This is a genomic window from Sphingomonas palmae, from assembly GCF_900109565.1.
GTDB classification, from domain to species: Bacteria; Pseudomonadota; Alphaproteobacteria; order Sphingomonadales; family Sphingomonadaceae; genus Sphingomonas; species Sphingomonas palmae.
The window spans coordinates 104,716-119,107 of sequence record NZ_FNZZ01000006.1; the positions used below are offsets into that span (position 1 = coordinate 104,716).

Annotated in this window: 21 protein-coding genes; 11 read left to right on the forward strand and 10 right to left on the reverse strand. The window is 66.5% G+C overall.

The window, feature by feature from the left end; all coding sequences use genetic code 11:
* Positions 1-9: 9 nt before the first annotated feature.
* The 3 genes from BMW51_RS13910 to BMW51_RS13920 are packed head-to-tail and all read left to right on the forward strand — an operon-like array spanning position 10 to position 2,663.
* Positions 10-789: a prepilin peptidase gene (locus BMW51_RS13910; protein ID WP_245708554.1), complete on the forward strand. Its 780-nt coding sequence runs from the start codon at positions 10-12 to the stop codon at positions 787-789.
* Positions 786-1,229, forward strand: a complete 444-nt coding sequence (locus BMW51_RS13915; RefSeq protein WP_093007473.1) for a hypothetical protein — start codon at positions 786-788, stop codon at positions 1,227-1,229. Before BMW51_RS13910 ends, BMW51_RS13915 begins: the two co-directional genes overlap by 4 nt.
* A 24-nt stretch (positions 1,230-1,253) precedes the next feature.
* Positions 1,254-2,663 (forward strand): coniferyl aldehyde dehydrogenase, encoded by a 1,410-nt coding sequence (locus BMW51_RS13920; RefSeq protein ID WP_093007475.1) that lies wholly within the window; start codon positions 1,254-1,256, stop codon positions 2,661-2,663.
* A gap of 58 nt (positions 2,664-2,721) precedes the next feature.
* On the opposite strand, the gene BMW51_RS13925 is transcribed toward BMW51_RS13920, so the two are convergent.
* Positions 2,722-2,880, reverse strand: a complete 159-nt coding sequence (locus BMW51_RS13925) for a YdcH family protein (RefSeq protein ID WP_093007477.1) — start codon at positions 2,878-2,880, stop codon at positions 2,722-2,724.
* Between the two features lie 194 nt (positions 2,881-3,074).
* Between BMW51_RS13925 and BMW51_RS13930 the strand changes: the two genes are divergently transcribed.
* Positions 3,075-3,269 (forward strand): YdcH family protein, encoded by a 195-nt coding sequence (locus tag BMW51_RS13930; protein ID WP_019515102.1) that lies wholly within the window; start codon positions 3,075-3,077, stop codon positions 3,267-3,269.
* Between the two features lie 82 nt (positions 3,270-3,351).
* A complete protein-coding gene (locus BMW51_RS13935; RefSeq protein WP_093007479.1) occupies positions 3,352-3,813 on the forward strand; it encodes a DUF1465 family protein in 462 nt (153 codons plus the stop codon).
* A gap of 19 nt (positions 3,814-3,832) precedes the next feature.
* Here BMW51_RS13935 and BMW51_RS13940 read toward each other — a convergent pair whose 3' ends face one another.
* Together BMW51_RS13940 and BMW51_RS16380 are read right to left on the reverse strand one after the other, a co-directional pair.
* Positions 3,833-4,807 (reverse strand): NAD(P)H-dependent flavin oxidoreductase, encoded by a 975-nt coding sequence (locus tag BMW51_RS13940; protein WP_093007481.1) that lies wholly within the window; start codon positions 4,805-4,807, stop codon positions 3,833-3,835.
* A 40-nt stretch (positions 4,808-4,847) separates the two neighbouring features.
* Positions 4,848-5,372, reverse strand: a complete 525-nt coding sequence (locus BMW51_RS16380) for a gamma carbonic anhydrase family protein (protein ID WP_093007483.1) — start codon at positions 5,370-5,372, stop codon at positions 4,848-4,850.
* A gap of 107 nt (positions 5,373-5,479) precedes the next feature.
* On the opposite strand from BMW51_RS16380, the gene BMW51_RS16145 reads away from it, so the two are divergent.
* Positions 5,480-5,647, forward strand: coding sequence for a hypothetical protein (locus BMW51_RS16145; RefSeq protein WP_177171686.1), 168 nt, complete (start codon positions 5,480-5,482; stop codon positions 5,645-5,647).
* Between the two features lie 7 nt (positions 5,648-5,654).
* Here the strand turns inward: BMW51_RS16145 and BMW51_RS13950 are convergent, their stop codons facing one another.
* Positions 5,655-6,974, reverse strand: a complete 1,320-nt coding sequence (locus BMW51_RS13950; protein WP_093007485.1) for an MFS transporter — start codon at positions 6,972-6,974, stop codon at positions 5,655-5,657.
* 173 nt (positions 6,975-7,147) lie between these two features.
* Between BMW51_RS13950 and pgsA the strand changes: the two genes are divergently transcribed.
* From pgsA to BMW51_RS13965, 3 genes are read left to right on the forward strand one after another with little or no spacing between them, the layout of a single operon-like run.
* Positions 7,148-7,714, forward strand: coding sequence for a CDP-diacylglycerol--glycerol-3-phosphate 3-phosphatidyltransferase (gene pgsA / locus BMW51_RS13955; protein ID WP_093007487.1), 567 nt, complete (start codon positions 7,148-7,150; stop codon positions 7,712-7,714).
* A gap of 4 nt (positions 7,715-7,718) precedes the next feature.
* A complete protein-coding gene (gene moaD / locus BMW51_RS13960; protein WP_093007489.1) occupies positions 7,719-7,970 on the forward strand; it encodes a molybdopterin converting factor subunit 1 in 252 nt (83 codons plus the stop codon).
* A gap of 11 nt (positions 7,971-7,981) precedes the next feature.
* On the forward strand, positions 7,982-8,413 hold the full coding sequence (locus BMW51_RS13965) for a molybdenum cofactor biosynthesis protein MoaE (RefSeq protein WP_093007698.1): 432 nt from the start codon (positions 7,982-7,984) through the stop codon (positions 8,411-8,413).
* Between the two features lie 2 nt (positions 8,414-8,415).
* Here the strand turns inward: BMW51_RS13965 and BMW51_RS13970 are convergent, their stop codons facing one another.
* A complete protein-coding gene (locus BMW51_RS13970; RefSeq protein WP_093007491.1) occupies positions 8,416-9,318 on the reverse strand; it encodes a hydrogen peroxide-inducible genes activator in 903 nt (300 codons plus the stop codon).
* 84 nt (positions 9,319-9,402) lie between these two features.
* Positions 9,403-10,173, reverse strand: coding sequence for a sulfite exporter TauE/SafE family protein (locus BMW51_RS13975; protein WP_093007493.1), 771 nt, complete (start codon positions 10,171-10,173; stop codon positions 9,403-9,405).
* 144 nt (positions 10,174-10,317) lie between these two features.
* Here BMW51_RS13975 and epsC point away from each other — a divergent pair, with 144 nt between their 5' ends.
* On the forward strand, positions 10,318-10,998 hold the full coding sequence (epsC, locus tag BMW51_RS13980; protein WP_093007495.1) for a serine O-acetyltransferase EpsC: 681 nt from the start codon (positions 10,318-10,320) through the stop codon (positions 10,996-10,998).
* Positions 10,998-11,342 (forward strand): DUF2794 domain-containing protein, encoded by a 345-nt coding sequence (locus BMW51_RS13985; protein WP_093007497.1) that lies wholly within the window; start codon positions 10,998-11,000, stop codon positions 11,340-11,342. Before epsC ends, BMW51_RS13985 begins: the two co-directional genes overlap by 1 nt.
* Positions 11,343-11,377: 35 nt before the next feature.
* Here the strand turns inward: BMW51_RS13985 and BMW51_RS13990 are convergent, their stop codons facing one another.
* The 4 genes from BMW51_RS13990 to phoU form a co-directional block, all read right to left on the reverse strand.
* Positions 11,378-12,277, reverse strand: a complete 900-nt coding sequence (locus BMW51_RS13990; protein ID WP_093007499.1) for an SDR family NAD(P)-dependent oxidoreductase — start codon at positions 12,275-12,277, stop codon at positions 11,378-11,380.
* Between the two features lie 80 nt (positions 12,278-12,357).
* Positions 12,358-12,843, reverse strand: a complete 486-nt coding sequence (locus tag BMW51_RS13995) for a RodZ family helix-turn-helix domain-containing protein (RefSeq protein ID WP_093007501.1) — start codon at positions 12,841-12,843, stop codon at positions 12,358-12,360.
* A gap of 127 nt (positions 12,844-12,970) precedes the next feature.
* Positions 12,971-13,663, reverse strand: coding sequence for a phosphate regulon transcriptional regulator PhoB (gene phoB, locus BMW51_RS14000; RefSeq protein ID WP_093007503.1), 693 nt, complete (start codon positions 13,661-13,663; stop codon positions 12,971-12,973).
* A gap of 5 nt (positions 13,664-13,668) precedes the next feature.
* Entirely contained in the window at positions 13,669-14,385 is a 717-nt protein-coding gene (phoU, locus tag BMW51_RS14005; protein WP_093007505.1) for a phosphate signaling complex protein PhoU, read from the reverse strand.
* Between the last annotated feature and the right edge of the window lie 7 nt (positions 14,386-14,392).

Consider the following 14,392-nt stretch of genomic DNA (forward strand, 5'->3'; position numbering starts at 1 on the left):
AACGCTGGCATGTTCGATACCGCGGTCGCGTCAGCCATGCTCCCTTCGTGGCTGCTGGCCGTGATCCTGGGCGTCGCGGGCGCGATCGCGGGCAGTTTCCTGTCGACTATCGTCGTGCGCTGGCCCGCCGACCGATCGGTGCTGCACGGGCGATCGGCCTGCGACGGGTGCGGCCGTACGCTGGCGGCGTGGGAGTTGATCCCGATCGTCAGCGCGATCGCCGCGCGCGGGCGCTGCCGCAGCTGCGGTGCAAGGATAAACCCGCGCCATACGGCGGTCGAGATTGGCTGCGCGGCCATCGGCATCGTCTCTGCGCTCGCTACCCCCGGCTTGGCGGGCATCGCGGGTGCGGTGTTCGGCTGGCTGCTGCTGACACTCGCTGTTCTCGACGCGGATGAATTTTGGCTGCCCGATCCGCTCGTCGCCGCACTCGCGCTCACCGGGCTCGCCAGCGCGAACTGGTGCCAGCCGCCGCTCGTCGACCGCTTGATCGGCGGGGCGGGTGGGTTCGCATTGCTCTGGCTGGTCGCGGCCGGTTATCGGCTCGCGCGCGGGCGTGAGGGGCTGGGCGGCGGCGATCCGAAGCTGTTCGGTGCGATCGGGCTCTGGCTCGGCTGGAGAATGCTGCCCGCGGTGCTGCTGCTCGCCGGGCTGATCGGGTTGGGAGTCGTGCTGTTGCAGATCATCCGCGGACGGACTGTGGACGCGCAGGACGCGCTGCCGTTCGGCACCTTCCTCGGGCTGGCGGCTTACCCGGCGTGGCTGGTCATGGTAATCCTCGGACCATGATCGCTGCACTCCTTGCCGCATTGCTGCTCGCGCCCGCCGCCGACCCGCGCCCACCGGCCTCGATCGACGGCTATCCGATCGGCGGCATCGGGCGCCAGTCGCTGCCGGCAAAGGGCTGCGCGGCCTATCTGTTCAGCACCGGCGCGACGCGGACTCTGGTAGCGATGGCGGGGGCAGAGGCCGGAACACTGCGGATCGCGCTCGACGGAAAGGAGCGCGACTATGCGCGTGCGTCCTCCGGCACGGTGGCCGACCTCGGCTTCGCGGAGACGACGCGATACGTCGCGGGCGATACCGCGCTGACGCTGACGATGACCGTGTCCCGCCGGCCCGACCTGGCGCAGGGTGCGCTGGTATCCGACGCGACGCTGCTGGTCGAGCGTGCGGGAAAGGACGGCGTCATCATGCCACTCGCCGGGATGATCGGCTGCGCGAGCTAGGAAAGATAGAAAAGGGAGAGTGCGATGCGTGACCTGTTGGATGCTCAGCGTGCCGCATTCATGGCCGCGATGCCGGAACCCTTGTCGGTCCGCCGCGACCGCCTGACCCGCGCCGCGGCGATGGTGTCCGATCACGCCGCGCGGCTGTGCGATGCCTTGTCCGAGGACTTCGGCCACCGCAGCCGCGAACAATCGATGATGACCGACATCGCGAGTTCGGTCGCGCCGATCCGCCACGCGTTGAAGCACCTCGACCGTTGGGCGCGCCCGGAGAAGCGCGACGTGCAATTTCCGCTCGGGCTGCTCGGCGCAAGGGCAGCGGTCGAATATCAGCCCAAGGGCGTCGTCGGCGTGATCGCGCCGTGGAACTTTCCGGTCAATCTCGTCATGTCGCCGCTCGCCGGCATCTTCGCCGCGGGCAATCGCGCGATGGTGAAGGTGAGCGAGTTCACACCATCGACGGGCGCGCTGATGGCGGAGATCGCGCGCCAGTATTTCGATCGGACCGAACTCGCATTCGTCGAGGGTGGACCCGAGGTCGGCAAGGCGTTTGCGGGGCTACCGTTCGACCATTTGATCTTCACCGGCGCGACCGGAATCGCGCGCCACATCCTGCACGCCGCGGCCGACCATCTGGTGCCCGTCACGCTTGAACTCGGCGGCAAGTCGCCCGTCATCGTCGGCGAAAGCGCCGACATCGCGCGCATGACCGAGCGGGTGGCGCTCGGCAAGATGCTCAACGCCGGGCAGATTTGCCTCGCACCCGATTACATGCTTGTTCGGGCAGAACAGGAGCAGGCAGTGGTCGACGGGCTGCGCCGCGCGGCTTCGGCGATGTACCCGACCTTGCTCGCGAACCCCGACTACACCGCCATCATCAACGATCGCCATCATCAGCGACTGACCGACTTGGTAGAGGACGCGCGCGCCAAGGGTGCCAGCGTCGAGGCGGTGAACCCGGTTGGCGAGGATTTCGCGACCTCCAACAGTCGCAAGATGCCGCTCACGATCGTGCGCGACGTGACCGACGACATGGTGCTGATGCAGGAGGAAATCTTCGGCCCCGTGCTGCCGATCCGCCGGTATGAGGCGATCGACGGCGCGATCGACGAAGTGAACCGCCGCGATCGCCCGCTGGCGCTCTATTATTTCGGTGAGGACGAGCGCGAGCAGCGCCGCGTACTCGATCGCACGATCTCGGGCGGGGCAACGATCAACGACGTAATCTTCCACGTCTCGATGGAGGATTTACCCTTCGGCGGCGTCGGCGCCTCCGGGATGGGCAGCTATCACGGCCAGGACGGCTTTCGCACCTTCAGCCACACGCGAGCGGTGTACCGGCAGCCGAAATTGGATGTCGCGAAACTGGCAGGGTTGAAGCCGCCCTATGGCGCGGCGACGAGGCGCGGCATCGCGCAGCAGATGAAGCGTTAGCGCGCCACCCTGAACCGCGCGGTATAGCCCGGCGGATCGGCTCCGCCGGGCCGGGCGATCAATGCGCCGCGACGATTTCTTCCTTCAGTCGCAGCTTCTGTTTCTTGAGGTCCGCGATCACGGCGTTGTCGGGCATTGGCCGCTGCGATTCGTCATGGATCCGCTGATCGAGTGTGGCGTGCTTCGCTTCGAGTGCCTGCACATGGGCAGTCTGCATCGCTCTATCCTCCTTCGTGGTTGAACGAGACCAAAGAGTGAACCACCAATTCGTGTGAAAGTCTCGTGACAAATCGCATCGTCGCGACGGGCCGCGACGCGGGCGCGACGACGTGCGATTTGCTGCACAAGCGTTCACGGAGCCGCTATAAGGGACGGCAGGCGCGAGACGGTGCGGGCAGGGGGCGTGAGCGGGTGGACGAACAGCATATTCTCGCACGACTGAACCTGCTCAGGATCGAGCACCGCGACCTCGACAGCGCGATCGCCGCGCTGGCGGGCGGTGTTCCCGATCAGCTGCAACTCGCCCGACTGAAGAAGCGTAAGCTGCGGCTGCGCGACGAGATCAGCGAGCTGGAAGATTATCTCATGCCCGACAGCATCGCCTGATCCCGAAATGACACTGGCGACACGCGACTCGCGACCACGCCGACGTGGCACCGGCACCCGCGCTGTGGCACGACCCTGAACCATGCTGCACCGCTTTCCCGACGACCGTATTCATCGCCGGCTGATCGATTCGATCTACGTCGAGGCGATGTTGCTCGCCGACGAGGCGCGGAGCTATTTCGACGAGGTCGGGCGGCTGGAGCGCGAGATGCTGTCGCCGATGACGCGCGTGTCGTTCAGCTGCGAGTCGCTCAAGGTGACGACGCGGCTGATGCACGTCATCGCCTGGCTGTTGACCCAGCGCGCGGTTCTGGCGGGTGAGCTGTCCGCGGCGCAGGCGACCGAGCCGTCGCGGCGGCTGGGCGAGGCGCCCGACACCGACGCGCTCGTCGCCGTTGATCTGCCCGAACAAGCGCAGCGGATGATCGCGGCCAGCGTCGACCTGCATCGCCGCGTCGCGCGGCTCGATGCGGCGCAGGAGCGCAGCCTGCCCGGTCCCAGCCCCGCGCGCATGATGCTCGATCGGCTCGCGACCGCGTTCTGATCCGAACGCGGCTGGCCGGTCAGGCGGCTTCGGCCACCCCTAGCCGCTCACGCGCGGCGCGATATTCGCGCTCCAGCTTGTCGACCCGCGCGGCGACGCTCTCGACCTTGTCGACCGCGCCGATGCCCTGACCCGAACCCCAGATGTCGCGCCATGCCTTCGCCTTGCCCGCATTGTCGCCGCCGCCGAAGTTCATCGTCTTGTAGTCGCCCGCGGGCAGATTGTCGGGGTCGAGCCCCGCTGCCTGGATCGAGCCGCGCAGATAGTTGCCGTGCACGCCGGTGAACAGGTCGGAATAGACGATGTCGGACGCGCGTCCCTCGACGATCCCCTGCTTGTAACGATCGTCGGCGTTCGCCTCCTCGGTCGCGATGAAGATCGAGCCGGCATAGGCGAAGTCGGCGCCCATCGCCTCGGCCGCGAGCACCGCGTCGCCGGTGCCGATCGACCCCGACAGCGCGAGCGGGCCGTCGAACCACTGCCTGATCTCGCTCACCAGCGCGAAGGGCGAAGTACGCCCGGCGTGACCCCCGGCGCCCGCCGCGACCGCGATCAGCCCGTCGGCGCCCTTCTCGATCGCCTTGCGTGCGAAGCGGTCGTCGATCACGTCGTGCAGCGTGATGCCACCCCAGCCGTGCACCGCGTCGTTGACCTCCGCGCGCGCGCCGAGCGACGTGATCGTGATCGGCACCTGCCACTTGGCGCAGACCGCCAAATCCTGTTCGAGCCGATCGTTCGACTTGTGCACGATCTGATTGACCGCGAAGGGGGCGGCGGGCCGGTCGGGATTGGCGCGATTGTGCGCGGCGAGCTCCTCGGTGATGCGGTGCAGCCATTCGTCGAGCATCGTCGCCGGGCGTGCATTGAGCGCCGGGAACGAGCCGACGATGCCCGCCTTGCACTGCGCGATCACCAGTTCCGGGCTGGAGATGATGAACAGCGGCGAGCCGATGATCGGCAGGCGCAGGCGGGATAGGATCGCAGGCTTCGACATAAGTCGGGTTATGCAGACCGGCTCGCGACTGTCCAGCGTGCTATTCGACCTCGCGCAGGTGGGCGGCGGCGGCGCGACCATTCTCGACGTAATGCGCGGCCGACACCTTCAGCATCGTGATCGCGCGCTCGTCGAGCGGCCGTACCGCCTTTGCCGGGCTGCCGACGATCAGGCTGCCGGGCGGGAAGGTCTTGCCCTCGGTCACCAGCGCGCCGGCGCCAACCAGGCAATCGTCCGCGATCACCGCGCCGTTCAGCACTGTCGCGCCCATGCCGATCAGCACGCGGTGCCCGATCGTGCAGCCGTGCAGGATCGCGTGGTGGCCGATCGTCACATCCTCGCCGATCGTCAGCGGCGACCCCGGATCGGAGTGGAGCATCGCGCCCTCCTGCACATTGCTGCGCGCGCCGATCGGGATCGGCGTGTTGTCGGCGCGAATGACCGCACGAAACCACACGCTGACATCCTCGCCCAGCGTTACGTCACCGACCACGTCCGCGCTGGGCGCGACCCAAGAGGTGGGGTGGCAGGTCGGGCGATGTCCCTTGAAGGCGTAGAGCGGCACGTCGTTCTCTCCTTGTCTCTGTCCCGTTCGGGCACGTCCCGTTTCGACACGGGCGTTAACCACCGGCGCTGATCGACCAAAATGTAAACGTCGCGTTTACCACCACCATGAAACGCAGACTTGTTCTCACCAACGAAGCCGCCGGCCATCCTTTTCGTCGCACGCTGCCGCCGCCCGTCACGACACCAACGAAGCGCAGCGACGATCAGGACGTAAAACTGTTCGTGCTCAGCTTTTTCGCTTTCTTTACCTGCTTCTACACGCTGATATTCTGAGGCCGGATCAGCCGGCGCAATCCGCTGCCGGGCAGCCGTTGTCGCACGCGCGGTGCAGTTTCTGCGCCAGCCACGCACTTACCAGGCACATGCCGGCAACGACGAAAAGCAGGTCCTCGGCGGTGACGCCCGCCATGCTGATGGCGGTGACCACGCCCGCGCCGACGACCATCGCGCCCGAGTTGACGACGTTGTTCGCCGCCACCGTTCGCGCGGTCTGATCCTCCGCCACGGTGGTGGTCAGGAAGGCGTAGAGCGGCACGACGAACATGCCGCCCGTCACCGCGATTGCAAGCAGCACGAGCAACACCAGCGCCGCGCGCGGCTGCGCAATGAATGCGGTCCAATCGTAGAGCTGCCCCGCCGGTGCCGGCACCCAGGTACGCACCAGCAGCGAGAAGAGCACGACGAACACGCCCATCGCGATCACCGACGCCGGCGCGTATCTGGCCGAGATGCGGCCCTTCAGCATCGTGTTGATCACCACCGATCCGATCGCGATGCCGACCGAGAGCGTACCGGTGAAGATGCTCGCGACCTGCTGGCTGGTGGTCAGCACGTTTTTTACCAGCGGCGGGAAGATGATGATCAGCACCGCGCCGATCGTCCAGAAGAAGCTGATCGAGAGGATCGCGAGGAACAGTCGCGGGATGTGCAGCGTCGCGGATACCAGCTGCCACGACGACCGGAACGGATTGAGGTCGAGCTTGATCGGCGGCCCCAGTCGAGGTGCGGGCGGGACCTGACGCCCGGAAAACCAGCCGATCGCAGCGACGATCAGCACGCCGATCGCGGCGCTGTGCGGCGTGATCCATCCGGCGACAACGGTGCCGGTCAGGATGGCGAGATAGGTACCCGCCTCGACGAGCCCGGTACCTCCCAGCACATCGCCGCGCGCCAGATGCTGCGGCAGGATCGCGTATTTGATCGGTCCGAAAAAGGTCGAATGCAGGCCCAGCAGGAACACCGCTCCCAGCATCAGCCCGACGCCCGTCGTCTGCCAGGCGGTGTGCGCGACCAGCAAACCGGCGGCGCCGACCAGCATGATGCCGATCTCGGCAGTCTTGACGATGCGGATGATCCGCGCCTTGTCGTGACTATCGGCCAATTGCCCGGCGAGCGCGGAGAACAGCAGGAACGGCAGCGTCGACAGTGCGGTCGCGAACGCGTTGAAGCTCTGTTCGACCTTGGGGTCGTTGAAGATCGCGTAGGTCGCGAACAGGACCATCGCCTGCTTGAACAGATTGTCGTTGAAGGCGCCCAAGAACTGGGTGGTGAACAGCGGCAGGAAATTGCGGCGTTTCAGGAGCCCGAGGGCATTGATCATGACGCGAGAGAAGGCCCGTCCAATGGCTGGATTGGCGTCGGCATAGCCGCTTAACCTCCCCGCACCAATGGCGTTTGTGCGCGTGTCGGCCCGATCGCACCGGCCAAATCGGGAGAGGTGGTGCACCCGCACCCCTTGTATCATACCCGCGCCGGGTCCAAGCGTGCCGGGCCATGCTGTCGCTTCCGAACCTTCTCACGCTGTCGCGCATCGTGGCGGTACCGCTGCTCGTCTGGTTCCTGTGGTGGCCGACCTGGGCGGCGGGGTTCGGCATCGCGTTCGCGCTCTACTGCCTGATGGGCGTCACCGATTACTTCGACGGCTATCTGGCGCGCGCGCAGGGGACGGTGTCTAAGCTGGGCGTCTTTCTGGACCCGATCGCGGACAAGATCATGGTCGCGGCGGTCATCCTGATGCTGGTCGGCACGCGTCACGACGATGTCGCGGTGATCACCGGCGTCCACATCATCGCGGCGCTCGTCATCCTGCTGCGCGAGATTGCGGTATCGGGCCTGCGTGAGTTCCTGGCGGGACTGCAAGTGTCGCTTCCGGTCTCGCGGCTCGCCAAATGGAAGACGACGCTGCAACTCGTCGCGTTCGGCGCGTTGATCCTCGCTGGTGCGCTGCCGGCGCAGCTGTGGATCAAGGCGGTGGGGCTCGGGTGCCTGTGGGGAGCTGCCGCGCTGACGCTGATCACCGGCTGGGATTACCTGCGCGTCGGTATCAGGCACATGGATTAAGCGCGTGCAATTGTTATACTTTGCCTGGGTTCGCGAACGTATCGGCTTGGGTGCCGAAGAAGTCGATCCGCCCGTGACCATCGCCACCGTTGCCGACCTGATCGCCTGGCTTTCGTCACGCAGCGACGGCCATGCCGCCGCCTTTGCCGATCCGGCACGGTTGCGCGCCGCGATCGACCAGGCGTTCGTGCCGCTGGATACATCGGTGGTCGGCGCGCGCGAGGTCGCGATCTTTCCGCCGGTGACGGGCGGATGAGCGATCAGGCGATCATTCGCGTGCTCGTCACCACCGAGGCGATCGACGTGGCGGTGGAGCAGATTGCGCTGGAGCAGGGCGGAGCGGTCGCGACCTTCACTGGTCTGGTGCGCGCCGACGACGGCGTCGCGACGCTGGAACTCGAACATTATCCCGGCGCGACCGAGGCAGCGTTGACCCGATTGGCGGAGGAGGCGGTGGAACGCTGGTCGCTTTCGGCCGCGTCGATCATCCACCGTGTCGGGCCGATGCAGCCGGGTGAGCGGATCGTCTTCACCGGCGCCGCCTCGGCCCACCGCGCCGCGGCGCTCGAGGCTTGTGCCTTCCTGATCGATCGGTTGAAGACCGACGCGCCGTTCTGGAAGCGCGAGGTTGTCGGTGGAGAGGGGCGCTGGGTCGAGGCGCGCGACAGCGACGATCACGCCGCCGATCGCTGGCGCTGAGATCAATGCGCGGTTTTTAGCACCTCTGCGAGCAGCTGGAAATCGCGTTCACGCGGTGACGCGCGACGCCACACCAGCGCCAGTGTGCGCGATGGGTGCTCGGCGTCGAGCGGGCGTGCCGCGACACGGGTGTGGTCGAGGATGCCCGCATCGAGCGCGATCTTGGGTAGCATGGTGACGCCGAGCCCGTTGTCGACCATCTGAACGACGGTGTGGAGCGAAGTGCCGAGCATCGTCGCCTCGGCGCGCAGCTCCGGGCGGTTGCAGGCGGCGAGCGCGTGGTCCTTCAGGCAATGCCCGTCCTCCAGCAGCAGCAACCGCGTCTCGTCGATATCGGCCGGCTGGATCGCGCCGTGCGATGCCGCGACTTCGCCCTCCGGGAAAGCCAGGAAGAGGCGATCGTCGAACAACGGCGCGACCGACACATCGCCGCACGCGTACGGAAGCGCAAGCAGCACGCAGTCGGCGCGTCCGTTCGCCAAGGCCTCGCACGCGGGGCCGCTCGGTTCCTCGCGCAGGAAAAGCTTCAATTCGGGGTAATCGGCGCGAAGCCGCGGCAGGATGCGCGGCAGCATGAACGGGGCGATCGTCGGAATGACGCTCATCCTCATCTCCCCCGACAACGGCCGCCCCGCCGCGCGCGCCATGTCGCCCAGTTCCTCCGCCTCGCGCAGCACGCGCCGCGCCTTGGTCGCGATCTGATCACCGAGCGGCGTGAAGCGAACCACACGGCGTGTCCGCTCGACCAGTGTCACGCCGATCAGCGTCTCCAGCTCCCGCAGCCCCGCCGACAGCGTCGACTGCGTGACGAAGCAGGCGTCGGCGGCGCGGCCGAAATGTCCATGATCCTTGAGCGCGATCAGATACTGCAGCTGCTTGAGCGTCGGCAGATAGGTGGCTGACATTCATCGCTCCACTCGATCAGATCACGTGGCAATAAACGATTGGTTCGATCAGGCAACCGGTGCGTGGTTGGCGTGCATCAGCGTTCAGATCAGCACCGCGACGATGAAGCCGTAGGTGCTGGTGATGGTCAGGACCGCCCCGACGAGGATCAGCAGCGTGCGGATTGGGATGCGCTTCGCCAGCACCGCGCCGAGCGGCGCAGCAGCGACCCCGCCGATCAGCAGCCCGAGCGTGGCCGTCGCGAAATCCTTCAAACCCAGATGATAGATGAACGCCGCCGACACGGTGAGCGTCAGGAAGAATTCGACCGAATTGACCGTGCCGACCACGCGGCGCGGCTCGACCCCCTGAACCAGCAGGTTCGAGGTCACCATCGGGCCCCAGCCACCACCGCCGACTGCGTCGAGAAAACCACCAACCAGCCCGATCGGCGCGACGATCCGTGCGTGACCATGCCGCGGCATCGACGTGAGGCCGCGGACGAGCAGGTAGATGCCCATCGCGACGAGGTAGGCGAGGACGAACGGCTTCACGACACTGCCATCGACGCTGGTCAGCACGTAAGCGCCGGTGACACCACCGATCAGTCCGGGCACGAGCAGCCGCACGAACAGCTTGCGGTCGATGTTGCCGTGTAGCGCGTGGCTGATCCCCGACACCGCCGTCGTGAACGTCTCCACTATATGCACGTTGGCGGACGCACGTGCCGGCGCGACGCCGACGACTGCGACCAGCAGCACGTTGCAGATCACACCGAACGCCATGCCGAGTGCGCCGTCGACCAGCTGCGCGGCAAATCCGATCGCGATGAACGGCAGGATCGTGCCAGTGTCGATGAGGGTCAGATCAGGCATGTGATCTCCTTGTCAAACGCGCCGTAAGCGGTCGAGCGAGAAATCCTATGGTGGAACTAGGCTTTGATCGCACGTCGTCGCGCGCTGGAAAAGGGCAGGACGTGCACCTAAGTGGATCGCTCACGCGTATAGGGGCGCGGTACCATGTCTCTTCTTACTTACCTCGATTCGATCCGCGCGCGCGATCCGGCACCGCGAAGCCGTGCGGAGATCCTGACCTATCCGGGTGTGTGGGCGCTCGGCTGGCACAAGGTCGCGCATCGCCTTTTCCGCGCCCGATTGTTCTTCCTCGCCCGCTGCGTGAACCATTTTTCGCGCGCGACCACGGCGATTGATATTCATCCCGGTGCAACCATCGGGCGTAACTTCTTCATCGATCACGGCTTCGTCGTCATCGGTGAGACAGCGGTGATCGGCGACAATGTCACGATCTATCAATGCGTCACGCTGGGCGGGACCAGCCCCGACAATGGCGTCGGCGGCAAGCGGCACCCCACGATCGCCGATGGTGCGATCATCGGGTCGGGCGCGCAGGTGCTTGGGCCGATTACGGTCGGCGAGCGTGCTCGGGTCGGTGCCAACGCCGTCGTGACACGCGACGTGCCCGAGGGTGCGGTGATGGTCGGGATCCCTGCGCGACCGACGATGGTGGAGGGCGGACAGGCGCCCGAGCGTCGTTTCGTGCCCTACGGCACGCCGTGTTCGGAGATGTTCGACCCTGCGACGCAGAAGGTTGAACTGCTCCGCTGCGAGCTGGAGGCAATGCGCAAGCGGCTCGACGTGCTGCTCGATGAACAGAGCGAGGAAAGGCGTAACCGCGCCTGATGGGTACCGTCACGCCGTTTCCGAAAGTGGCGGGCGGACCGACGCAGGTCGCGTTCGACCGGCAGGAGCTAACCCGCATCCTCGATCTGTACGGCCGCATGGTCGCGGCGGGTCACTGGCGCGATTACGCAATCGATCTCGGACGCGAGGCGGCGACGTTCTCGGCCTTTCGCCGTGCGACCGAGCGGCCCGAGTTCCGGATCGAGAAGCGGCCGAGTCTCAGGCAACGTCAGGGTATGTGGGCGCTGGTCGGCGAGGCGGGGCAGGTGGTGAAACGGGGTCACGAGCTCGGCCCGGTCCTGGCGCCGGTCGAGCGCCGCCTGCTCAAGCTTGTTGAGGAATGACAAGGGGCGCCTTCCCAGACGCGCCCCGCGAAATTTCAACCTTCCTGCAGCTTCTTCCCGATCAGCATCGCCTGTGCCGAGCCTGAGTCGGGCACGATCTCTCCGGTGCGATCGGTGATCTGCGCCCAGTGCGCCGCGATCCCCTCGGGCGACAAATCGTCGCCCTTCAGCGCCACACCCTGAGTCAGCGTGACGTAGCTCGCCTGGAACACGCCCGCGCCCGCGCCTACGATCTGGTTGGTCGGGGCATCCTCGCTGACGAGGAACAGTGCCGCCGGCACGACCTTGTCGGGCGAGAAGGCGTCGAACAGCTGCTCGGGAAAGATGTCCTGCGTCATGCGCGTTCCCGCCGTGGGCGCGAGCGTGTTGACCTTGATGTTGTTCTTCGCGCCTTCGAGGTACAGCGTCTTCGTCAGACCCGCGAGGCCTAGCTTCGCCGCGCCGTAGTTCGACTGGCCGAAATTGCCGAACAGACCCGTCGACGACGCGGTCATCAGCACGCGGCCGTAATTCTGCTCGCGGAATGTTTCCCAGCACGCCTTGGTCGCGTTGGCGGAACCGATCAGGTGCACCTTGACGACGAAGTCGAAGTCGGCTGGCTCCATCTTCGCGAACGTCTTGTCGCGCAGCACGCCCGCGTTGTTGATCAGGATGTGGACGCCGCCCCACTTCTCCTTGGCCTGGGCGACCATTGCGACCATCTGGTCGTATTCGGTGACGCTGGCGCCATTCGCGATCGCCTGCCCGCCCGCGGCCTCAATTTCCTCGACGACCTTCTGCGCGGCGTCGGAAGCGCCGGTACCGCTGCGGTCGCCGCCGAGGTCGTTGACGACGACCTTCGCGCCGCGGCGAGCGAGTTCGAGCGCGTATTCGCGCCCCAAGCCGCCGCCGGCACCGGTGACGATCGCGACCTTGTCATCGAAACGGATGGACATGGAAAAGGCGCTCCTTCGTGTGAACTGGAGCGCCTTCCCATACTCATCATTCAAACGGGCGCAACCGCCCGCTCATCGTCTCAGCGACGGCGGCGCGTCGCCTTGCGCGAACCGCGCGCGTCGCTCGCCTGCATGCAGCCATCATACTGGCCGGCCTTGCAGATCGGGTAGCTCGCCTTGGGTGCCGGCGGCGGATAGGCGGTGTTCGGGTCCTGCGCCTGCTGGTAGCGGACAGTCGCGCCCGGTGCCATCTGACCGCTCATAGCGGGCTGGCTCGGCTGGTAGCCGCCTGCCGGGGTCGCCATCGTGCCGTCGCCGCCGGTCGTCGGCGCGGGCATCGACGAAGACTGCGTCGTCGGCATGCTCTGCGACGACATCGTCGGGTCCGACGCGGTCGGCGGAGTCGACATCGCAGGGTCGGACGGCGTCGTCGTGCCGGTCGAGTCGGTTGGCGGCGCGGTCTGGTCCTGCGGCATGGTCGAGCCGCTGTCCGTCGGGGTGGTCGTCGTCTGTGCAATGGCCGGGGTCGCGATCATCGCGGCGGCTGCAAGTAGGATAGACTTCATCAGAACTCTCCTGCCGAAAATCAATCGTGTGAATGACACGCGGTCTGGCCAACGTGCGACCGGCAGGAAGGGTCCGTCGTTGCGGATGCGATCCAAGATTCAGCGCCGGAGCGGCACTTTCCAGCGTTCAGTGCCCGGCATCGAGCGCGTAGCCGGCCGAGCGGACGGTGCGGATGATGTCGGGCCGGCCGCCTTCGTTGATCGCCTTGCGCAGGCGGCGGATGTGGACGTCGACGGTCCGGCTTTCGATGTCGCTGTCGTGTCCCCAAACGCTGTCGAGCAGCCGCTCGCGCGAGAAGACATGGCCGGGATGCTCCAGGAAATGCTTGAGCAGGCGGAATTCGGTCGGCCCGAGCGGGATCACCTCGCCGCCGCGCCGAACCTTGTGACCGACCGTATCCATCTCGAGATCGGAGTAGCTGAGCGCCTCGCCCGCGAGCGCAGGGCGCACGCGGCGCAGCACCGCGCCGACGCGCGCGACGAGCTCGCGTGGGGAGAACGGCTTGGTGACGTAATCGTCGGCGCCGGTTTCCAGCCCGCGAACGCGGTCCTCCTCCTCACCGCGCGCGGTCAGCATGATGATGGGCACGTTCTGCGTCTCGGCGGCGCGGCGCAGGCGTCGGCAGACCTCGATGCCGGAGATGCCCTCGACCATCCAATCGAGCAAAACGATGTCGGGCGGGGTCTCGCGCGCGAGCAGCAGCGCCTCCTCGCCGTCGATCGTGTGCTGCACGTCGAAATTCTCGCGTGAGAAATGCCAGACGAGCAGCTCGGCGAGGCTCGCGTCGTCCTCGACCAGCAACATGCGTGCGCGTGCCATTTGGGTCAGCTCCTTGACGAGAAAGGGGAGGTCGCGACGTCGTCCGACCGGTCGCGCTCGGCGATTGGGGTGCCGTGCGCGGCGAAGTGGATCATCTCGGCGACGTTGGTCGCGTGATCGCCGATCCGCTCCAGGTGCTTGGCGACGAACAGCAGGTGCGCGCACTGGCTGATCGTTTTCGGATTCTCGACCATATAGGTGACGAGCGTGCGAAAGATGCTGTCGTAGAAATCGTCCAGCGCGTCGTCGCGCTCGCAGATCGCGATCGCGGCGTCGGGATCGCGCGCGGCAAAGGCGTCGAGGACGTCGCGGACCATGTCCGACGCCATCCGCGCCATCGCGGGCAGCGTGGAGATCGGATCGATCCGGTGCTCGCTCTCGATCTGCGGCACGCGCTTTGCGATGTTCTTGGCATAATCGCCGATCCGCTCGACCACGGTCGCGATCTTCAGCGCGGCGACCACCTCGCGTAGGTCGTTCGCCATCGGGGCGCGGAGCGCGATGATGCGCACCACCGCGCGCTCGACCTCGTGCTGGATCGCGTCGATCTTCTTGTCGTCGGCACGTACCTGTGCCGCGAGCTCGTGGTCGCCGCGCTGGAGCGCCAGCATCGCGTTGCCGATCGCCGCCTCGGCCAACCCGCCCATCTGCGAGATCAGCCCGCGCAGCTGCCCAATGTCCTGGTCGAACGCCTTGACCGTATGTTCCTGGCTGCTTGCCATCGCTGTT